This window comes from Candidatus Baltobacteraceae bacterium, from assembly GCA_036559195.1.
Taxonomy (GTDB): Bacteria; Vulcanimicrobiota; Vulcanimicrobiia; order Vulcanimicrobiales; family Vulcanimicrobiaceae; genus JALYTZ01.
Map to the genome: position 1 here is coordinate 19892 of DATBTN010000046.1, position 21301 is coordinate 41192.

The following is a 21301-nucleotide window of genomic DNA, read 5'->3' on the forward strand; positions in this document are numbered from 1 at the left end:
GCAATAGGAAACAAAATGTACTTTAGCAACGGAGCTATACCCGACTCGGATGGGTTTCTCTCACGGCAACGGGCAAACGATCAACTGCTGCGTAAAATTCGTCCGGGTCGAGCGAGCGTTGGCTCGCCTGCGATCATCACGGCTTGGCCGTTGACGTAGACGCGCTCGATTCCGGCCGGCAGCCGGTACGGCCGCTCGTAGGTCGCGGTGTCGACGATTCGATTCGGATCGAAGAGGACGAGGTCGGCAAAGTTACCGGCGACGAGGCTGCCGCGCTCGGTGAGGCCGAAGATCCGGGCCGGCAGCGAGGTCATGCGGCGAACCGCGTCGATCAACTCGAGCGTACCGCGCTGACGTACGAAGCGCCCGAAGACGCGCGGAAACGTGCCGAACGTGCGCGGATGCGGTACGCCGCGTGCGGTTGGACCGCTCAAGGCGCGCACGGACGCATCGCTTCCGATGCAACAAAATTCCGCCGAGAGAACGCTCGCAACGTCGTCTTCATCCATGCGAAAAAAAATCGCGCCGACGTCGAGCCGCTCTTCGCTCAACAAACGGATCGCGGCGCGTGCCGGCGGGAGTTGCCACGCACGTGCGATTTCGTCGACGCGCATGCCGGCCAGCTCCGCGTTGCGTTCGGATGCGACCTCCGTGATCATGATCTCGTTCCAGCGATCGCCATGCGAGAGATTGAGGTTCAGCGCGAGCGCCGCAGCGGATCGCGGATCGGCCAATCGCGCGAGCGTTGCATCGCGGCCGCCGAAGCGGCTTTCGGCCGGCAAGATCGTTGCGAGTTCGGTCCAGCTCGCGGTATACGGGTAGACGTCGCAGTACGCATCGATACCGCGCCGGCGCGCGCGATCGATCGCGCCGAGCGTCGCATGCACCTTGCCCCAGTTGCGCCGGTCTTGCGCTTTGTGATGCGAACACTGCACCGCGACGCCGGCACCTTCGCCAACCGCGAGCGCTTCGTCGATCGCCGCAACCAGATCGTCGCTCTCGCTGCGAACGTGCGATGCGTAGCGGGGCGCGCCGGCCTCGCGGGCCGCGCTCGCCATGGCGGTGAGCTCGGCGAGATCCGCGTAGCGCGAGGGCGGATAGATCAAGCCGCTGCTCACGCCCAGCGCGCCCTGCTCGCAGGCCTCGCGCACGACGCGGGCCTGCGCGCGCAGTTCCGCGTCATCGAGGCGTCGCTCGGAATCGCCGGCGATCGTTTGGCGCGTCGTTCCCAAACCCACGAGCGTGGCGACGTTGAGCGCGACGCCGTTGTGCTCCACTAACGCGAAGAATTCGTCGAGCGATCGCCACTCGACCTCGAGTCCCACCGTCGCTGCGCTGCGTTCCACGCGTTCGAGCGCCGGACCGTGCAGCGGCGCGACCGACGTGCCGCAATTGCCGCCGATCTCGGTCGTAACGCCCTGCGCGATTTTACCGTCGCATCCCGGGAGTGCGAGCCACATTTCGTCGCTGTGCGAGTGCACGTCGATGAATCCCGGCGCAAGCACTTTGCCGGTGCAGTCGATGCGTTCGCGTGCGTGGCGCTCGCGCAGATCGCCGATGAGCGCGATGCGTTCGCCGACGACGCCCAAATCGGTCGTAAATGCGGGCCGCCCGGTACCATCGACGATGCGCGCGTTTTCAAAAACCGTCGAGATCACAAATTGATAGTCCTGTGGGCGATATCGTTTAGGGGGCGGTCGAGTGGGTATTTAGTGCGTGAGACATTTCTCATTCGAGGTACGAGACTATAATGGCAATTGAAGATCAGTCCGAGAACCCCAATGGCGGCGGCATGACTGTCCGTGAGGCAGGCAAGCGTGGCGGCGAGCGGGTTAAAGCCAAGTACGGCACGGAGTTCTACGAGGCGATCGGCCGTAAAGGTGGCGAGGCTACCAAAGAAAAGTACGGTCCGTCCTTCTACGAGGTAATCGGCCAAAAAGGCGGCCAGAAATTGAAACGCAAGACGTCCTAGTTCTCAACAGCTAGAGACCCGGGGACCACCAATGTCAAAACCCAAGGACGAGCCCAAGAAACCACCGGGGGGCGAAATGTCCGTCCGCGAGGCCGGGAAGAAGGGTGGCAACACGGTTCGCGATCGATACGGCTCGACGTTCTACGAAGAGATCGGCCGCAAGGGCGGCCAAGCGACCCGCGAACGGCATGGAGTTGAGTTCTACGAGGCGATCGGGCAAAAAGGCGGCCAGGTCGTAAAGGAAAAATATGGGGCCGATTTCTACGAGGAGATCGGTCACAAGGGCGGTCAGAAAGTCAAAAAGCTGATCGCCGAAGCCAAAAAAAAGTTGGCTGAGAGCGGCGAGGAGCCGCCCTCTTAACTACTAACGACACGCACCGCCTGCGATCAGGCGGCGTGCCTCCGTTGCTACGCGCTGCGGCGCGAGCTTCCCATCGGGTTGGAGCGTCATTACCACCGCTGCGCGCGTGGTCCACATCAGGCCACCGGCCATGAAGGGGACGGGCGAGCACGTAGTCCGGTTGAGGTCGGCGCCGCCGACTGCGATCGCGAAGCCTTGACGCGGCCATTGCGAAAGCAGCAACTCGGAACCGTTCGATACATACTCCATCGCGATGCCGCGATGATCGCGCGTGTCCTCACCGCCCAGCGGCGGGATAACGGCTACCGCAGCGAGCTGCGCCGCCGGAACAAACGGACGAAAAGCGATCTTGCGGACCGCGTCTTGTAACGGCATCGTCACGCCCCGGCTCTCGATGAGCAGCGGCGCGGCCGTCGCCGTTGCCGCGGGCCGTTGCTGCGCGCACGCGGCGAGCGATACGCTTGTGAGTAGGAGTGCGAGCCGGGCGATACGCATGCGGGGCATCAATTCGGTACGTGAACTCCACCGGAGATCTTGCCGAGACGAATCTGTCCCTTGGCAAAGTCCACCGCGATCGTTTGCACTTTGAGGGTTTGTTCGCCCGAGCGGACGATGCTCGGATGGGGCAACGTAAGCAGTTTGGTCACGTTCGTCCATTGCACGAGATCCGTGTCGAACGAGCGCCGGTCGCCGGCCGTCTGGCCGATCTGAACCACGTGCACGTCTCCCGTGGCCGTAAAGTCGAGGGTCGTCGTATTGATTTGAACGCGCTTGGCAGAGAGCCGCAGATACGGTTTCCCTTTCTTGAAAAGTACGCCGTCGGTGATGTTTTCGATGGTCGCGACCGAACCGTCGGGCGTCACTTCCGCGCGCGCGCACGTAAACCGCCACGATTCCGAGTTGAGATGATGGGCGATCTCCTGACAATTTTTCAAGACGATCGGCTGCGAGCCCGGCAACGGTATGTTTTCGCGCCCGGCCAACATCACTTGAACGGCAACGAAGATACCGAGCGCGAGTGCGGCTAGCCAGCCGATCGCTCTCCACGAAACCTTACGCATGGCGCGCTCTCCGGCGTAGCGCGAGCGCACCGGCGAGGAGCGCGAGATAGAGCGCGAACAGCGTCGCGACCACGGGCGTAGGTCCGATATGCGCGAAGAGCGATCCGCTCGGCACGCCGACCAATCCCATCACCACGGCCTCGCGATCGAGATCGCTGCGCTCGACGTATCGCCCGCTCGGCGAAATGATGCCGCTGATTCCGGTCGACGCGGCGCGAATCACCCACGTGCCGTTTTCGATCGCGCGCATCTGCGCGATCTGCGCGTGCTGATATGGGCCCGAGGTATCGCCGAACCACGCATCGTCGGTCGCGACGAGAAAGAGCTGCGCGCCGTTACGCACCTGCGCGTGTGCGAGGTCGGCGAAGGCCGACTCCCAGCAAATAAGCGGCGCGAAGGCGAGCGGGCCGCTGATGACCGCGTCTGCGTGCCCGTGCGACCAGCGGCCGATCAGCGATACGTCGGGCAGCCACGCGAGCAGACCGCGACCCGGAAACGATTCCGCAAACGGCACGAGCTGGCGCTTATCGTAGATGCCGGCGCGTTGCCCCTGCGGTCCGAAGACGTAGAGCGCGTTGTAAGCTTTCGCATCGTGCTCGTCCCACGCGCCGATGACGAGCGTCGCGTGGAGATCGCGCGCGAGAGCTGCGAAGCGCGCGCTCGAACCCGGATCCGCAATGAGAAATTCGTTGACCACCGTTTCGGGCCAGAGCACCAGACGCGGTGAGAAACCGCGCGCGCGGGCGGTCAGCGCGAGGTATCGCGCGATCGCCGTCTTCGTCGACCCCGGTTCCATCTTCAGCGACTGCGCGATGTTGCCTTGAATCGCCGCGACGCGCACGTTGGGCGGCGCCGCGTAACGCGCGGGCCAAGCGGCCCAAGCCGCGATCCAAGCCAGTACGATGGCGAGCACCGTCACCAACAGGGCGCGATTACGCCCCGTCGCGACGGCGCGAGCGAGATAGGCACCGAAAACACAGAGTACGAACGTGACGCCGAACGTGCCCGCGTAGGCCGCGAAGATCGCGAGCGGGCTATCGGCTTGCGAATATCCGAGCTGCTCGAACGGCACGCCGAGTTCGCCGACCGACCGTGCCCATTCGAAGACGACGAACGCGCACGCCGCTGCCAGCGGCGCGAACGACGGGTGAACGTAACGATACGCGAGCGCCGCGGCGGACCCGGCCAGTGCGAAAAAAATCCCCTCGACGAGCGCGACGATCGCGACGACCGCGAAGGAGAGGTTTCCCAGCGCGCTCCCGATGGTATAGACGATCCACGAAAACGTGATAGCCATAAAGATCGTGCCCGCGAACCATCCGGTCCAGAACGCACGTTTCAAGGAAACGCGTTGCCACACCCAGAACAGGCCCGCCGCTCCGAACGGCGCGAGCCACGCCTGACCGGCTTTGGGAAACGCCAACGCAAGCGCGATCGCGCTGATGGCCGCGACGCCGAACTCTAGACCGCGCGCTGAGGTTTTGATGATACGCAAACTACTCGTACTGCTCGGTGCTGCGGCGTTCGCGCTGGCTGCTTGCGGTCGTCAAGTTACTCCCGATCGGGCGGGCACCAACGGCTCGGGCTTGGCGCCGGGGTTCATGCAAATGAAGTTCAACACGCTGCAGCCGCTCGATTTTACGAACCATCGCTACATTATCGCCTTTAATACGAGCGGAAGCGGCGCGGAACCTTATCTCAAGTACGCCAACCAGCAAGCGAACTATCGCGATCTCTCGTTCGAGATCATCGTCGGAGGCACCGGTGGGGCCGCGCAGGCGAAGATTGCCGAGATCTATCGGCAGCAATCGCCCGGCGGCGTCCAGGTTGGAACGCAATACTTCTATCCGCCGGTCGATCCGTCGCTGCTGACATTTTCCACCAACGGCAACACTCAATTCGTTATCACCCTCAACCGGGCGCTTTTCTACGGTCTCGCCGGCGTGACGCCCGCGCCGTCGGTTGCGCCCAGCGTGGCGCCGAGCGCCTCGCCCGCGGCCTCGCCGTCGGCCTCGGCCTCACCGAACGCCCCGCCCACCACCGCGCCGCAGGCCACCTGGTTCATCAACTTCTGGACGACCGATCCCCTCGGCAATCCGCAGGATGCGCCGGGAATCGGCGGCGCCGGCGATACGACCTTCAGTTTCAGCGCGAACACGTCGGTTGCGAACGACCAGCAATTCACGGTCCCAACCGCCGGCGTAACCCAGGCAAGCGATCCGAGCGCCCAAATCACCGGCGGCGAGGTCTCGAACAACCCGTAAGACGGGTACAAGGCCCGCATGTTCGAAACAATCGCCTGCGCCCACGATCTCTGCAACTGCGTGGTAACCGAAAGCATCGAAGGTGTGGCCTACTGCAGCGACGCCTGCCGCGCCGCAGCCACCGCGATCGAGTCCGATACGTGCCCTTGCGGCCACCCACCCTGCGACACGCCCTAATCCAGCATTCGTCATGCTGAGCTCGTCGAAGCATGAGCCTGTCGCGAGGTCATGAGCTTGAGGGTGCGTGCGGTGTGTTGCCGTCGTTCAAGCTGCGTCCTTCGACAAGCTCAGGATGACAACCGGTCCTTTTTTCTTGTCATGCTGAGCTTGTCGAAGCATGAGCGTGTCGAAGTGCGAGCATGTCGGTGCGTGAGCTTGAGGATGCGTGCGGCTTGCGGAGTGTTGCCGTCGTTCAAGCTGCGTCCTTCGACAAGCTCAGGATGACAAAAAAAAGGGGTCGTCTCTCCCCTTGTCATGCTGAGCTTGTCGAAGCACGAGTTCGTCGAAGCGCGAGCCCGTCCAAGCGTGGGTGTGCTGCGAATTAGAAGCTGTTGAGGCCGTTTTGGAAGATGGGGCCGCCCTGGGTTGAGATGCCGAGGTTGGCGCTGTGCGACGGGAACGCGAGGATGTTTACCGTTAGGTTGATCTGTTTGAGCGATTGGTTGTAGCTGACGGCGAGTTCGTAGCAGTCGCCGATGATGCGGCTGTAGTAGAGCTGTTTGTTCTCGATGCGCGCGCGGTTCTTCCAGTCGACGTCGCCGAGGAATTGCAGCGTACCGCCGCGGCCGAACGGCGTGGCGATTTGGAAGTTCGTCGAGTAGAAGCCGTTGCCGGATCCGGGGACGAACGAGCCGGCGATCGAGGCGTAGGAGCGCGACGATGGCCGGGTTGTCAACTGGTAGGAGACCGGCTGCGCCATGCGATCGAAGTTGGTGCCGAAGCCCAGCGAGAGATTATAGTAGTCGCTATTGAAAAAGCGCATGACGTCCTGCGCGGTGTGGTAATTGTTCAACGGCTGCTGGTCGATGTTTTGGAACGGCACGAACGCGGGGCCGTTGTAGTTGGATTCGGTGTAGGTCAGCGAGTTGACGATATGCCGGCCGGCGACGGTCGAGAGTGAGGCTTGCTGCGTGATCTTTGCTTTGAGGTCGCCGGTGCCGTACGCATATTGGTCGACGTTCACCGTAGCGGAGAAGTCGCTGTTGTAAAAGTGATAGAGCGCGGGACCGAGGTTCAGGCTGAGATCCGCGCGCGAGGTAGCAAAAGAATTTTGCGGCTCGCTGTATTTTCCGATCGTGAAGAGCGCGCCCAGCGGGAAGGCGAAGTGTTGGAAGAAGCTGTTGGGCCGAATCTGCAGCTCGGGGAGCTTGTCCTCGATTCCGAACGGCGACTTGGCGAACGACTTATCGATGGTGAGCTGATAATCGGCGCCGCGCGAAGCCCAGTGAGCGAGATCCGTGAAGTGGCTCGACGAGTTGGAACTGAAGAATCCGCCGTACGACGATTGCGAGCTCGTCAGCGTGAAATTGACGCTGTTGCTCAGCGTCGGCGTGATCGTGTGGGTGTCGGTAAACCCGAACCCGTCACTCTTGGACTGCGAACCGATCTCGGAACGCGAAAACGAATACGTCTGCGAGTTGCGCGGCGCCGTGTGATACACGGTGCCGTTGATCCGCGTATTCGGCGGCACGTTGGTGAGCGGTCCGTAGTTGCTGTTGTAGGCAAGACCGAACTGACCGCGGAGCGTTTTCGAAAAGTTCTCGGTATCCAGCGTGTCGAGATTGTAGTTCGAGCTGCCCACGCGACGGTCGTGGATTCCATAGTAGTTAATGCTGGTCTGGCGCTTGCCGTCCTTGCGCTGCAGGAAGCCGACGTAGCCTAAACCGAGCCCGACCTTGCTGAAGAATTCGACCCGATAGTAGCCATAATAGTATTGGTCGTGCCCGAAACTCAAACGCGCCTTCACGTAATACCCTTGGTACGAATCGTAGCCGATCTCGGGAAAGAACTGCGGTTTCTGGCGCTCGTCGCTTACGCTGCGCAGCGGTATGACGACCTTCGGTAAGTAGAAGACGGCGGCGGCGCCCAGCCAAAGCACGGCCTTGGTGATCGTGATGCGGTCGCCGGGTTTGACGTCGACGGTACGGCCGGTGATGTGATAGCCCGACCGCGGGCGCGCGCAGGTCGTGACGTACGGGCGATCGCCGTGCGAAACGCCGTCGGCTTCGGTCTTGAGGTCCGGCGAACTAAAGTAGACCAGACCTTGTTCGACGCCTTGCGAGCTTTCGCCGCGGCCGTTGATGAGTTCGGCTTTCTGATCGATCGTATCGAAAGCGATCGTATCGGCGTAGTAGATCGAGTTCTGTTCGTTGTTGATGATATAGGGATTACCGGAGACGGTAATCGTGCGCACTCCGTCGTAATGCGCGCGCTCGCCGACGAGCACGGCATTCTGGTAAAAGATGTGCACGTTGCCGGTCGCGTCGCCGGGTTTCCCGGGTTTTCCGCTTCCGGCTACCTTGTCGGCGAGCACGGCGATGTAGCCGGGCCGCAGCGTCGGTACGCCGGTCGGCGTTGGGGAGGGCCCGGGGGTCGCGACGCCGGCCGGTGCGACGGTAGGCGGAGCGCTCGCGTTCGTGCGTTGAAGAAAAACGGGACCGTGCGTCGCGCTCGGGTTCGGGCTCGCCGTCGGAACCGGCGGCGGTCCCACGGGCGAACTCGTGGGAAACGGGGTCGCGTAGAGCGTCTGTTGGCCCGTCGGCGCCTGCGGCAGCGGCGGCAGGCTCGGCGTCGCGGAGGGTGCGGGCGAAGCGGGTGGCGTCGCCGAGGGCGCGATCGTCGGTCCCGATGTGGGCTGCGCGAGCGCGACGGCGCACGATTGATGGTTTAAAAGCGCGAGTGCGCGCTGCGACTGCAGATCGTCGAAGCTCGGCGTCGCGAACGCGGCAAACGCCTGTACGGGAACGATGCCGCATGCAAACGCAAGTAGGCATGCGATCGCAACGGTAGTGCGGCGATGGTGGAGATAGCGATGCACGTCGTCAGTGCTCTTCGAACCAGAGCATCCCAAGCCCCGCGAGTCCGAAAACCAGATTCGGAAACCACGAGGCGAGATAGGGGTTGACGCGCCCGGTCGTGCCGAGTACGGCGAACGCCTGATAGCAGAGATAGTAGACGAAGAACGCGAGAATTGCGACCGCGATTCCCATCGTTCGGCCCTTCTTGCCGAAGCGGATCGCCAGCGGCAATGCGATGATTACGCCGACGAAGGAAGCGAACGGAAACGCACTCTTGCTCGCAAGGCTCACTTCGAGATTTCCGAGCGCTTCGCCGCCAGCACCCTGCGCTTTTAGAGCGTTGACCTGACGGCGCAGCGCCTTACTGTTCATCGTGTACGCGTCGCTGTTGACGCTGCTCATGAATTGCTCGGCGCTCTCGGCGAGCGGCAGCCCGATCGAGAAATTCTTGATGCGATTCTGCGAGGTCATGTACCCGTCGTTCCCGTAGCGCGTCTCGATCACGTCGGTCATGACGAGCGTGGCGCCGTCGACGTGCGCCGTTTTGGCTTGAAACGTCTCGTTCCAATACCCGTCGCGCCCCGGTTTGAAGACTTGAACGCCCGCCATCGTCTTGCCGTCGGCGAGCACTTGGCTCACGAAAAACTCGTTGTTGGTATCGGGATCTTTGCGGAAAAATTGCGGCTCGATCGGCAGAGACGCGGTGTGATAGATGATCTGATAAAACGTTCGCGTCGAGAGATCGACCGACTTGGGGGCGATATACTCGTTTGCGAGGTAGGACAGCGCGAAGGCGGCGAGCCCGAAGAGCATCGGCGTCAGGCAGAGACGCCAGAGCGAGACGCCGGCCGTGCGGATGGCGTTGATCTCGTTGTCGGCGACCAGACGGCCCATGCCGAGCAGCGTTGCGAAGAGTGCGGCGAACGGAAAGGCGAGCGGAATCGACTGCGGGATTCGAAAGATGATGAACCGCATCACGAGGAAGAACGGCGCGTGATTCTCGATCAGATACTTCGCCGCCAAAAAGAAAATGTTGAACGCCCAGAACAGGAAGAACGCGCCGAACGCAAACACGAACGGCCCGATAAACTCGCGCAGAACGTACGAGTCGAGAATCGGGAGCCGCAAGGGTAAGCGGGAGAAGAACGAAGCGGAACGTGCTCCGGGAAGCGAAGCCATCCGAGTCTAGTTGCCTAGTAGTTGTGGTAGGCTGCCAGCACGCGCGCGACGTACGTGCGCGTCTCGGCGTACGGCGGAACGCCGTGGTACTGATCCACCGCTCCCGGGCCTGCATTGTAGGCGGCGACGGCGAGCTGCACGTTGTTGCCGTAGCGCGCGAGCAGTTCGCGCAGATAGCGCGTGCCGCACTCGACGTTTGCCTGCGGTTCGAACGGATTGCCGATGCCGCAGGCCTGTGCGGTGCCGGGCATCAGCTGCATGAGGCCTTGCGCTCCGACCGGGCTGATCGCATGCGGGTCGCCCGAGGACTCGGCCATGACGATCGCGTTGACGAGGCCTTCCGGCACGTTATTGCGCGCGGCCGCATCGGCAACGAGTTGATGAATCGCCTGAGGCGTAAGCGCGTCGGGGGCATAGGGTAAATAGCCCGCGCCGCCGCAGCCGTAAAGTAAGGTCAGGAGGGCGAGAGCCCCGAGCACCTTCTTCATCTAAGAGGCCCCTCTTCTGCGCGGCTTCCACCCGGCCTGCGAACTCCTCCCGCCTTTAACCCAAATCCGCCCTTCGAAGGACGGAAGGGCGGGCTGTTATTGAATATCGAAGGCGCGCGCCAACCCGCGCAGATGCAGCAACCGTCCGATAGCCGGATTGACGTTGACGATCTGCATGCGCGATCGCCCGCTGCGAAGCCGTTTTTGGTTGACTCGGATCAAGACGTCCACGTCCGTGGTTTCCATCGTCGTGAGTTCGGCGAGGTCGGCGATCGCCGGGTCGCCCGACTCGAGCGCTTCCATCTTGATGCGAAGTTCGTCAGCGTCGATCGAGTCGAACGTCCCGGCGAGGCGCACGACGACGGCTTTATCCAAATCGTCGTCGTGTCGAAGTTTTTGCACGGCTCCTCACGCCGGCTTGCACTGTCCGGGCTGGACCGTGAAGTCGATCGTGCGGCTATTCGGGCCGACGATGACGAGTAGTCGATGCGCCCCGGGTACCGCGCCCAGATTCTCTTTCGTCGCTTTGATGTAGATCGGAATTGCCGTCGGCTGGTTCTTTTTCAGCGCCTTCACCGTGGTCGCGCCGACGAACTGTTTCTTGTCGTCCATCGCGTAAGCGACGCCCAACGGCTGCGGATCGGCGCCCGTCGATGTGTTCTCCACGATAGCGCGTACCCGGAATATCGGCGCCCCGACGGTGCAGGCCTTGGCGATGCCGACGGTCGGGTCGAGGTTCTCGAGCATGAGTGGCGCCGGGACGATGACGCCGGGTGCGGCGGGAGTCGTCGCCGCCGATTTTGCCGACGGCGGAACGGAGACTTGCGACAGGCCGGGCGCCGTCGACGCCATGACGCCGAGCAGTGCGAGGGTGCCGATGTAAAACGGTTTCACGAAATCGTGCTCCTTACGGGAAGCTATGCGGCAGCCGCAAGCTGAATTGGAAACTGGGGGCGTCGTGGGTGACCCCGATGCCGAGCATCGTCTGCACCGAGACTTTCTTGTTCACGGCATAGGTCGCGCCGATGTTCAGCATACCGGCGTTCACGCTGCTGCCCGGCACGCCGATCCAGGGACCTTTTACGCGCTCGCGAGTCGACGCAACGAGCGTGTCCTGGAAAGAAAACGACGTGCTGATCCGATCGTTGAGGGCAAACGCCGTACCGATCGATACGCTAATGGCGTTGCCGGGCGCTACGAATCCGGGCTGCAGGGTGCCGTCGGTGGGGCTGATATCGGTGAAATGTCCGGGAATGTTGTAATAGTATCCGACACTCCCGAAAACGATCGCGGGATCGAGTTGTTTGATGATCGTCGCGCCCGCCGAAACGCTGTAGACGCCCGAACCGGTCGGTAAATTGCGCGCATAGGAAAGGTTGTTGTTCGCGCGATCCTGCGCGATCTTGATCCCGTAAGGGTTTTGACCCGTGGGAATGGTCAGGTGCGCGTTTACGATAACGTTCGGTGCGCTTAGCGAGCGTTGACGCAGTTGATAATACGCCCCGACCGTAATATCTCCAAGGCCCGAGTTGGCAATGGTCTTTTCACTCGCTTGCGACGACGAACTATCGGCGCCTGCCGACGTATACGTCGAACTGCGCGCGAGGTATGGAATCGTCACGTCGTATTGCAGCCGTTTAGTCGCGCCATACGTAACGTTGAGACTAGGTGAGAAGACGTTATTCTGCTGTCGGCTAACGTTGATGTTGCCGAGGAAGATCGCGCCGAGCGCGAGGAATCCGTTGAGCGTAAAGAACCGATTGTCCGCGTAGGTATACGTGAGCTGAGGCGTTATGGTGAAGCCCTTTTGAAAGAGCGCGTTTTGCTCTTGGAGCGTGGCCTTCACGCTGTTCTGCTCGGGCGCCGGCGCTCCGAACGTCGGCTTGCCGTTCGAGTCGCCCGCGGGCGGGGTCACGAGGCGTGCGCCGGTCGGCGATCCCGCGCCGCCGTCGCTCGAGGCAAAGCGCATGGGCCCCATGACGAGCGTTTTCGGCTGCAACTGCGAATGCTTCTTCCGGTTCGCCGCCGCCAAAGCGGGCAGACGGTGCTCGAGCCGGTCGATCTTTACTTGCTGTTCGGCGTTGCGTTTCTCAAGCTGCTGCAGTTCGCGCTGCATCGCCTGGAGTTGCTGGGCTACCGTGCTCTTCGGCGCCGCGCCGGCGGGGCCGGCGCCGAGTGAAAGAATGGAGAGAACGAGGATCCATGCTAGACACTTCATGATGTTGCCCTTTAGTGAATGCCGATGACGTTTTGGATCGTCGGCAGGAGGCTGCCGGCGCTAAATTGCGAGGGATTTGCCAGCTGCACGTTCACGCCGAGTTGATTGCTGATTTGATTGAAATCGCTCGTCAGCGCGACGCTTTGCGTGATGCCGTTTTGGCCGACCGCTTGCGAGACGACCCCTTGAGGGGTAGCGATCGAAACGTGCAGTCCCGTGCCGTCGAACGACACGCTGCAGGCGGCCCCACACGGGGGCGCGTTGGACGGCGGTCCGGGGCTTAGCACCGGAACGATCTGCCCGACCTGCACGGTCGCCTGATTGCTCACGCTATTGCCGTTTCCGGCCACCTGAACGCTTTGACCCACGCCGTTCACGACGCTCGTCGCCGGCGGCGTCCCGTCGATACTGCCGCCGGTAGACGGCGTGGACGGCAGCCCGTTATTGGTCGAGGTGGTCCACGTCGAAATCGACGGCGTCCCGGTTCGCAGGTCGACGCCGATCGTCGCGCCGGCCGACACACCCGCCGGTCCGGTAGCCGTTGCAACTTGCCAGCTCGAGACGACCTGCAGGCCGAAGTACACAACCTGGCCGCCGCCGCTCGAAACGTTCGCGAGGCCCGCACCCAGCGTGCCGCGTCCGGCCGACGCAACTGCCGCGGCCGGAGACTGACTCAGCAGCGGATCGAGCCGCGCGCCGACCGTCGCAGCCGCGGCGGTCGCACCGCGAACGGGCGCAACGATGAATTCTCCGCGCATGTTTTGCAGCGTCGCATCGGAGATCGGCCGCAAGCCGGCGAGCGCATCGAAGGTGCCGGCGGCCGCCGACCCGGCGGACGCACCGCTCAGTGAAACGGCCAACGCGCCCATCAGAAGTCTGCGAGCAAAGGGTGTCATTACAATCCTCGATTTCGCCGTCATTACAGTCGGCTCGGACCCGGAATAAGAATGGTCATAAGCAACGAGTTTGAGAGCATGTCGGAGGGCGAGAGAATATTATCGGCGAGCGCATTGGTCGAGCTTCCGCGCTCCGATTCGAGCGGGTTTCGCGGATCGTACAGCGGCGCGCGAATGACGAAAATGATGTTTCCCGTCCAGGCCGCCGAGAATTCGCTCGTAGGAATTGCGCGATTTCCCAAGGCCGGATCGGCCACATACGTATACTGCGGCGTGGCTTTTTTAAGCACGACGAAGTGTTCGTATCCGTCGACGGTCAGCAGCACGATGCTGGGGACGTTTAACGCATAGAGCTTTTCGAGGGAGATTTGATAACCGGCTCCCGACATGCCCAGGTTCTGTACGTAATTCTTGATGTCCAGCAGGGAAAAACCGCGTTCGCGCACGCTCTTGGCATCGCTGACCTGGAGCATGCCGCGCACCACGCCGTCTTCGTCCGTCTGGATAAAGTAGGCGTACCTGAGGATGGTCGCCACCGCGGCCGCGCCGCAGCTATAGTCCACCCGTTGACGCACGACGTTTGTAAAGCGCTCGTCGGAGAGCGTCTTCACGTGAACTAACGCATCGCCCGCGCCCGGCATAAACCCGATCGAGCCGTCTGCCCGAGCGGGAGTAGCGAGCCCGGTGAGCAGCGCGAGTCCCACAATCGCCGACGCTATCAATCGCATGGGTGGTAAGCCATCCTTCTGGTCGTCTGTAAAAAAGAGCGGCAAGCGGATCCGCATACGGATCCGCTTGCCTTTGCCGTAGGTTACGGTTTCGTGTTGATGATGGTCTGGTTGGCTTGCTGATTCAGATCGCCGGCAGCGTTATTCGCGCTGACGTTACCCGCGGCGTTTTGGAAGGCGTTCCCCTGGAAGAGCGCCGAGTTTCCAACGTCGCTTGAGATCGAATTAGAGAGGTTCTGTTGTCCGATGTGGGCGCTGAGGCTCGACAACGTACCGTTGGTGATAAGAACCATCGCATTGCTTTGCTGGTTCATGTTTCCAGCGGCGTTGTTCGCGCCGATATTGCCCTTGGCATTTTGGAAAGCGTTGTCCTCAAACGTGGCCTGGTTGTTGCCTTCGGCCTCGTCGCGGAATTGGCTGATGCCATCGTACTTGTTGTTTTCGGAGACTTGGGTGAGATCGACCATATCGCCGGTGACCTGGGGTCCGTTGCCGCAAGTCGGATCCGCGCACACGTTGGCCAGAATAGTCGTGCTATTCTGCTGTTGATTTGCGTTGCCGCCGGCGTTATTGACACCGATGTTACCGGAAGCGTTCGAGAACACGGAGTCCTCGTAGGTCGCCTCTTGATTGCCGTTCGCATCGCCCTTGGTCATGCTCACGCCGGCCTCTTCCTGGGCATTCGTGGAACCGAGTGAGAGGCTTTCCGCAAGCTGATCGATGTAGAGCGCGTTGGACTGTTGATTGTTGGTGCCGCCGGCGTTGTTCGCACCGATGTTACCGGTGGCATGCGAGAACGCGTTTCCTTCGAATTCGCCCTCTTGATTGCCCGCATCGACGATCGTCGTCCCGAGCTGAGCTTGGAACGAGGTGTTCGTCTGCGATGTCGTGGCGTCGGATCCTTCGTTTACTTTGGGCGTCGTCGTTTTTGCCGCAACGTTCATGACCGCGAGGTTCTGCTGCTGATTCATGTCGCCCGCGGCGTTATTCGCGCCGACGTTTCCGCTAGCATTCGCAAAGGCGTTCCCGTCGAAATTCGCTACGTTCCCGGTGTCGTGGTAGATGCTGTTCTCGACGGAGACCTGCTCCACGGCCGTGAAGGCGCCGTCAACTTCGCCGTTGGTTATGAGAGCAAGCATGTTGGCTTGCTGGTTCATGTTACCGCTGGCGTTGTTGGCGCCGATGTTGCCGCTGGCCGCCTGGAAGGCGTTGTCGAGGTACGTGGCCGTGTTGTGGCCGTCGGCCGGTTCGCTGTTGCGATCCGCCTTGCCGGTATACGAGTTTCCGGCGGAGACCTGAACGCTGCCGATCTCCGCGTTATTGATCTCCGGCCCGCCGCCGCACGAAGAGACGCAGGTGTTGGAGAAGATTGCCGCGCTGTTCTGCTGCTGGTTGCCGTTGCCGGCTGCATTGTTAACGCCGATGTTGCCGCTGGCGGTTCGGAAGGCGTTATCTTCAAAGGTGGCTTCGTTGTTGCCGGCCGATGCAAACGTCTTATCGCCGAACGTACCGTTGTGGTCGATTCTGAAACCGGATTGTACCTGGGTGTCGATTGCAGAGAGGCTCATATCTTCAGCGAGGACGTCGAGATAGAGCTGGTTCTGCTGCTGATTGAGGGTTCCGGCCGCGTTGTTGGCGCCGATGTTTCCGCTCGCGTTCGAGAACGCGTTGCCTTGGAACTCGGCCTCTTGGTTACCGGCGTTGGTGACGTAGCCGGTCGATGTTTGAGAGAGCGAGAGCGTGAGCGGCTCGATCGTATCGCCGCTCTCGGGGACTTGAGTGGCCGTCGGAGCGGGCTTGGCAGCCACGTTCAAGACGGCTTGATTCGACTGCTGATTCATGTCGCCGGCGGCGTTGTTGACGCCGATGTTGCCCGACGCGCCGGAGAAGGAGCCGTCGAAGCTCGCGATGTTATTCGAATCATCGATGGCGTTGCTAGGGGCGCCGCCCTTCTTGCCTGCGTTGGCTTGCGTCCCAGCGACGTTGAGATTTTCGATCTCGCCGTTGGTGAGCAGCGCCAGCTGGTTGCCCTGCTGGTTCAAGTTCCCGGCTGCGTTGTTGGCGCCGATGTTGCCCGAGGCACCTGCGAACGCGTTGTCTGAATAGGAGGCGTTGTTGGAGCCGAAGCTGCCGGTAAAGCCGGCGTCAAACGTTCCGGTATCGCCGAATAGAAGCAGACCGCCCGCGGTTTGAGTCAGGCTGATCTGCCCCGCCTTGCCCGAGGTCGTCAGTTCGGGTCCGCTGCCGCACGTATTGTTGCAGCTGGAGAGAATGATCGCCGTGTTCTGTTGTTGGTTCGCGTTGCCGGCTGCGTTGTTGGCGCCGATGTTGCCGGACGCTTTTTGGAATACGTTATCTTCGTACGTCGCTTCGTTGTTTCCGCTCGCGTGAAAAACGCGGTTTACATCGGAACTATTATCGATTTGAGTGTTCGAAAGATCTTGCGTATTCTTGTCGTTTAGGGCCAGCTCCGTGGCCGTCTGATTGATGTACAACTGGTTGGCTTGTTCGTTCAACGAGCCGGACGCGTTGTTCATGCCGATGGAGCCGCTTGCATTTTGGAAGGCATTGTCTTGGAGTTCGGCTTCTTGGAAGCCGCCGTTGATTACGACTGCCGACGTGGTGGTTTGGTTGACGGCATTGTTAACGGAGCTGGCAGCCGCCGCGGGGATAACCCACGTTACGAGCATCGCCAGCGTCGTTACCGCCGAGAGAAGTTTTTTCGATCGCATTGTATGGTTCGTCCTTTTCAGAAGACTTGAAGTTCGGACTTTAAGGACCGATGGAACCCTGTTGGACTTGCAACAGGAAGCTGTTGGTCGCGGTGTTGGCCGAGCCGGCGGTCTGATTCACTTGCACGATGCCGGAGCTTCCCGCAAATGTCGTGGGGCCGACGCGAACGCGATCGCCGAGACCGGTGGAAGGCGTTGTTTTGGATATAACGTGTTGCGTGGGAACCACGCCCTGCAGCGATGTGTCCGTCATCTGGGCGGCGCTGAGGTCATACTCCAAGATCGTCACATTGGCGTGCGCGTTTCCGTTGCCGGCTGCCTGATTGATTTGCAGAATACCCGCGGTGTTTGAAAACGCGAAACCGATGATCTCAACGTCGCCCGACGCTCCGCTCGTGTCGGTCACCTGCGTGACGTTTACGTGGAGCGGTGAATGGGAGACGATCGCGAGGTTTGCCTGAACGTTGCCGGCACCGGCTGCTTGATTGACTTTGACGATGCCCAGAACGTCGGTAAAGCTCGAATCCTGAATGATGGCGGTGTCGGGTGGCACGCTTTGCGCGTACGCAATCGCCGGAGTGCCGAAAAAGCACGCCAGCGCACCGGCCAGAAGTGGGATAAACCGGGGCCTCAAATACATTCGAGGCTCCTTTTGCATACAGTAAGTGGATTCAGACACATTGGAAACCTTCCGTGTCAGCGTTTCCAAAGTGTAGGCGCAGCCAGGGAGCGCAACGAGTGTGGGATGGACTAGGGGCGGTAGGACCTAAGGAGCCGCCTTGCTAGGCGGCGCAGAAGGGCGGCCACTCTTTGCGATCGTGTGCCGCAATGAGTTGACGGTGAAACGGCAGCGCGCTATAGAGTTCGCGAGATCGATCGTCGGGCAGCGCCGTCAGCCGCGCCGCGAAGCGCTCGTGCGCGCGGGTGAGCCAGATGGCCGCCGCGTTCTCGCGCCCGAGCCGATACCATTGCGCCAACGCCCAGGCCGCTCGCGGATAATGCGGATGGTCGGGGGCGTTCGCGAGGGCCACGGCGAGAGCGGCCGCCAGCGGTTGCGCCGCTACGGGCTCCGAACGTTCGATCCGAACTAGCAGCAGCGTCGCCAGACAAAGCGTTTCGCCGTCGCGATCGGCGCATCGCCGGCTTGCATCGAGCGCGGCCAGCAGATGCTCGAGGGCGTCGTCGAGATTACCGGTGCCGCGCTCGGCGGATCCGAGTTGCTGCAGCGCGGTCGCTTCGAAGCGTGCGTGGCCGAGTCCGCGGTAGAGCTCGAGCGCCTGACGGGCGCGCGCCGCTGCCGCCGCCGCGTTCCCGCAATATTCTTCGGTCAGCCCCTCGTTGAGTTGGCAGAGGCCGAGAATATACGCATTATCCTCGCGCTGCGCGATCGATCGTGCGATTCCGATATGCGTGCGAGAGCGTTCGACGTCGCCAACGTCGACGAGCAGATAGCTGAGATTGACGTTTGCCTGCATCAACCCGTAGGCCGTCGCCGTCTCTTCAAAAATTGCGATGGCGTCGTTGAAGTAGCGCAGCGACTCGCCGACCTTCCACTCGTTGTGCGCGGCGTTGGCCAGATTGACGAGGGCGCTCGCCTCCCCTTCGCGATCGCCCATCGAGCGCGAAAGGTCGACGGCGCGCTGGCCGACGTTGCGCAACGCGACCGTATCTTCGGCAACCTGCGCGACGATGAGCGCGCCGCGAAGCGCGGCGCGCAGCATCGGCGTCTGTGCGGCGGCGGTCGCGATGGCGACGGCGCGTTCCGTTAAGGCGCCCGCGCGATCCATATCGCCCAGGTAGGAACTCGCCCAGGCGCACGTCGAGAGCGCGTCGACGCGGCCGCGATCGTCGTCGAGCGCGTCGAAGGCCAAGAACGCATCCCACGCCGCTTCGTCGGCCGCCTTATAGCGCCCCAACGCATGGAGGTGCAGCGCGCGCTGTTCGAGCGCGCGCGCCCGCCAGCGTTCGTCGCCGGTTCGGGCGGCTGCATCGGCGAGCAAATCGACGAGTTTACCTTGCGCCTCGCGGTCGCCGAGGCGACGTTTGAGCATGACGGCGCGGATTAGCGCTTCGCATCGAATCGCGGGTTCGGCGATGCCGTCGGCGAGGGAGAGCATGTCGTCGATGTGCCGCTCCTGCGCCTTCCGGTTGCCGCGCAGGTCGTCGACGCGTTCGCAGATTTTCAGCAGATCGAAGAGCAGCCCGGCGTCGTCGAGCGCTAGCTCCAAGCCTCGCTGGGCTACTTCGAAAGCGGTCTCGTTGGCGAAGACGCCGAGCGCCGCTTCGGCCGCGATCGCATAGTAGCGCGCGGCGCGCAGCTGATCGCCGGCGCGGTCGTAGTGAAAGGCGATCTCGCGCGCCAATTCCTCCAAACGTTCGGGATAGAGCGTCTCCATGATGCGGGCGACGCGATGGTGGCGGCGCCGGCGCGCCGGCGGATCGATAACGGCATAGAGCGCGGCCTGGATTAATTGATGCGTAAAAACGTAATCGAACCGATTGAGCGACGAGCTTTCGCGCACGATCCGCGCGTCGAGCAGATCGCCCAGGGCATCGAGAACCTCCGCTTCCGTCCAACCCGAAACCTCGCGCACCACGTCGAGATTGAACGCTTGTCCGATGGTTGCGGCGATCTCACCGAACGCGCGAGCGGCCGGCGCCAATTCGAGAACGCGCGCGTCGATAATGCCGTGCGCGCCGGCAGACGCGGTTGCGTCCGGCGCGTGACTGCGGGCGATCGCCGACTCGAGAAAGAGCGGATTGCCTTCGCTTATCGCGTAGAGTCGAGGCGCTTCGTTGGGATCGATAGCCAACCGCGTGACGAGTTCGTTCACCGCTTCGCTGCCTAGCCGCCCGAGCGAGAGCTGTTCCAAACGCGCTTCTTGCGAGAGCGTGCGGCGCAAGATTCGAACGGGCGAAGCCGGCGACGCTTCTTCGCGATACGTCACCACGAGCAGCACCGGTTTGCCGGTGACGCGGCGCGCCAGATACTCGACGGCGCGCGTCGTGGCGGAGCCCGCCCAATGCAGATCTTCAAGTACGAGCAGCACGGGGCGCGGTTGCGCCATCGCCTCGAGACATACCGCGAACGCGTCGAACAGACGCGGCTGGTCCGACGCCGAGTCGAGAGCCGCAACCGGCGGCAGTTCGCGCGCCGAACGCAGATCCGGCACGAGATGCGCGAGTATCCCGAGCCAGAGCGGATTCACGTCGATCGTCGCCAGAAATGGAACGGCGGCTCGATAGGCCTCGGCGAGTGCCTGATACGGGCGGCTCTCGGGAAACGCCGTGGTCCCTAAAAAGACGCGCGCGCCCTGCGCCAACGCGAGCGTCGCGACTTCGGAGACCAATCGCGACTTGCCGATACCGGCTTCGCCGCCGACCAGCAGCGTCGCGCCGTAACCGCGTGCGGCGCGGCTCCACAACTGCATGGCCGCCGCGAGTTCCGGCGCGCGGCCCACGAACGGAAGCGGCGCCCGTTCGCTCTGCGCGACCGGATCGGCGGCGCCGGCCGGAGTGTCGGGCAGCGGCGCGTTGCGCAGGATCGCGTCGCGCACCGCAATCGTTTCGGGCATCACCTCGATACGCATCTCCGATTGCAGGCGCTGCGCGAAACGATCGAATATCTCGAGCGCTCCGGATCGATCGCCGCCCGCGTACCGAATCGCCATCAACGCACGCAGCGCGTCTTCGCGCCACGGGTCCGATTCGATCGTGCGCTGCGCGTAGAACTCGGCCCGGTCGAAATCGCGCCGGCTGCGATAACGCAGCGTAAGCTGCGCGAGCGCGTCGAGGTAGCGGGCACGATAGCGCTCGCGCCGCGTTTCGATCCAGTCGTCGTAGACGGTGTCGACGAGATCGCCGCGATAGAGCGCCGCGGCGTCTTCGAGCGTTTCGGGATTTTCGATCAGCCGCTCGAACTCGATCGCGTCGCACCAGAGCGGCGCGTCCGGGTTCCAGCGGACCGTCGGGCCTTCGGCGAGTATCCAGGGTACGTCGGAACGCGGGAGCGCTTGCTGCAGGCGGTAGAGATGGCGGCGCAGATTGGCGCGCGCGTCTTCTTCGGAGTCGTCGGGCCAAAACGCAAACGAAAGCGCGTCGCGGCCGATCGGCTGCGATTGGTTGAGCACGAGGTAGGCCAGCAGCGGCAGCGTCTTCGGCGGAGCCGCGAACTTCAGGACCTCACCGTCACGCTCGATTCGGGGAGATCCGAAGAGTCGCAGTCCCACGCCCGGCCGCGCCGGTACCTTGAAGAGGTCGTTCAATTCCCTCCGATTCGCGAGCCGGAGCGCGAGTTGCTCCTCGTGGACGCTGGGTGGACGGCGCGCTGGTACGATCGTGGCAGTCCAAGAGGCTCGACTCGGAAATCGCTGCGGCGAACCCCG

At 62.4% G+C, this 21301-nt stretch carries 19 protein-coding genes; 4 read left to right on the forward strand and 15 right to left on the reverse strand.

Features of this window, described 5'->3' with window-relative positions:
• Window positions 1-80 precede the first annotated feature (80 nt).
• A complete protein-coding gene (locus tag VIG32_06250; protein HEY8297607.1) occupies window positions 81-1658 on the reverse strand; it encodes a D-aminoacylase in 1578 nt (525 codons plus the stop codon).
• Between the two features lie 92 nt (window positions 1659-1750).
• Between VIG32_06250 and VIG32_06255 the strand changes: the two genes are divergently transcribed.
• Entirely contained in the window at window positions 1751-1972 is a 222-nt protein-coding gene (locus VIG32_06255) for a hypothetical protein (GenBank protein HEY8297608.1), read from the forward strand.
• A 31-nt stretch (window positions 1973-2003) separates the two neighbouring features.
• Window positions 2004-2333, forward strand: coding sequence for a hypothetical protein (locus VIG32_06260; protein ID HEY8297609.1), 330 nt, complete (start codon window positions 2004-2006; stop codon window positions 2331-2333).
• Between the two features lie 3 nt (window positions 2334-2336).
• Here the strand turns inward: VIG32_06260 and VIG32_06265 are convergent, their stop codons facing one another.
• Genes VIG32_06265 through lnt form a run of 3 tightly spaced genes read right to left on the reverse strand, consistent with a single transcriptional unit; the run spans window position 2337 to window position 4889 of the window.
• The gene (locus VIG32_06265; protein HEY8297610.1) at window positions 2337-2828 is read right to left on the reverse strand and encodes a hypothetical protein; all 492 of its coding nucleotides are present in this window, start codon (window positions 2826-2828) and stop codon (window positions 2337-2339) included.
• 8 nt (window positions 2829-2836) lie between these two features.
• Complete coding sequence (locus VIG32_06270; GenBank protein HEY8297611.1) at window positions 2837-3394, reverse strand: hypothetical protein; 558 nt, start codon at window positions 3392-3394, stop codon at window positions 2837-2839.
• Entirely contained in the window at window positions 3387-4889 is a 1503-nt protein-coding gene (lnt, locus tag VIG32_06275; GenBank protein ID HEY8297612.1) for an apolipoprotein N-acyltransferase, read from the reverse strand. Before lnt ends, VIG32_06270 begins: the two co-directional genes overlap by 8 nt.
• Here lnt and VIG32_06280 point away from each other — a divergent pair.
• Window positions 4879-5658: a hypothetical protein gene (locus VIG32_06280; protein HEY8297613.1), complete on the forward strand. Its 780-nt coding sequence runs from the start codon at window positions 4879-4881 to the stop codon at window positions 5656-5658. The genes lnt and VIG32_06280 overlap by 11 nt on opposite strands.
• An 18-nt stretch (window positions 5659-5676) precedes the next feature.
• Entirely contained in the window at window positions 5677-5835 is a 159-nt protein-coding gene (locus VIG32_06285) for a hypothetical protein (GenBank protein ID HEY8297614.1), read from the forward strand.
• Between the two features lie 364 nt (window positions 5836-6199).
• Here the strand turns inward: VIG32_06285 and VIG32_06290 are convergent, their stop codons facing one another.
• The 11 genes from VIG32_06290 to VIG32_06340 form a co-directional block, all read right to left on the reverse strand.
• Window positions 6200-8695 carry a hypothetical protein gene (locus VIG32_06290; GenBank protein ID HEY8297615.1) on the reverse strand — a complete coding sequence of 832 codons (2496 nt, stop codon included), beginning with the start codon at window positions 8693-8695 and terminating at the stop codon, window positions 6200-6202.
• A 4-nt stretch (window positions 8696-8699) separates the two neighbouring features.
• Window positions 8700-9803 (reverse strand): LptF/LptG family permease, encoded by a 1104-nt coding sequence (locus tag VIG32_06295; protein HEY8297616.1) that lies wholly within the window; start codon window positions 9801-9803, stop codon window positions 8700-8702.
• Between the two features lie 65 nt (window positions 9804-9868).
• Window positions 9869-10342 (reverse strand): lytic transglycosylase domain-containing protein, encoded by a 474-nt coding sequence (locus tag VIG32_06300; GenBank protein HEY8297617.1) that lies wholly within the window; start codon window positions 10340-10342, stop codon window positions 9869-9871.
• Between the two features lie 96 nt (window positions 10343-10438).
• A complete protein-coding gene (locus VIG32_06305) occupies window positions 10439-10744 on the reverse strand; it encodes an STAS domain-containing protein (protein HEY8297618.1) in 306 nt (101 codons plus the stop codon).
• Window positions 10745-10750: 6 nt separating this feature from the next.
• Window positions 10751-11236 carry a hypothetical protein gene (locus VIG32_06310; protein HEY8297619.1) on the reverse strand — a complete coding sequence of 162 codons (486 nt, stop codon included), beginning with the start codon at window positions 11234-11236 and terminating at the stop codon, window positions 10751-10753.
• 13 nt (window positions 11237-11249) lie between these two features.
• Window positions 11250-12560, reverse strand: coding sequence for a transporter (locus VIG32_06315; GenBank protein ID HEY8297620.1), 1311 nt, complete (start codon window positions 12558-12560; stop codon window positions 11250-11252).
• Window positions 12561-12571: 11 nt separating this feature from the next.
• Window positions 12572-13420 (reverse strand): hypothetical protein, encoded by an 849-nt coding sequence (locus VIG32_06320; GenBank protein ID HEY8297621.1) that lies wholly within the window; start codon window positions 13418-13420, stop codon window positions 12572-12574.
• A gap of 59 nt (window positions 13421-13479) precedes the next feature.
• Complete coding sequence (locus VIG32_06325; GenBank protein HEY8297622.1) at window positions 13480-14184, reverse strand: C39 family peptidase; 705 nt, start codon at window positions 14182-14184, stop codon at window positions 13480-13482.
• 83 nt (window positions 14185-14267) lie between these two features.
• Complete coding sequence (locus VIG32_06330) at window positions 14268-16916, reverse strand: hypothetical protein (protein HEY8297623.1); 2649 nt, start codon at window positions 16914-16916, stop codon at window positions 14268-14270.
• Window positions 16917-16956: 40 nt separating this feature from the next.
• Window positions 16957-17556: a hypothetical protein gene (locus VIG32_06335; GenBank protein ID HEY8297624.1), complete on the reverse strand. Its 600-nt coding sequence runs from the start codon at window positions 17554-17556 to the stop codon at window positions 16957-16959.
• Window positions 17557-17698: 142 nt separating this feature from the next.
• Window positions 17699-21181, reverse strand: coding sequence for an AAA family ATPase (locus tag VIG32_06340; GenBank protein ID HEY8297625.1), 3483 nt, complete (start codon window positions 21179-21181; stop codon window positions 17699-17701).
• Window positions 21182-21301 lie beyond the last annotated feature (120 nt).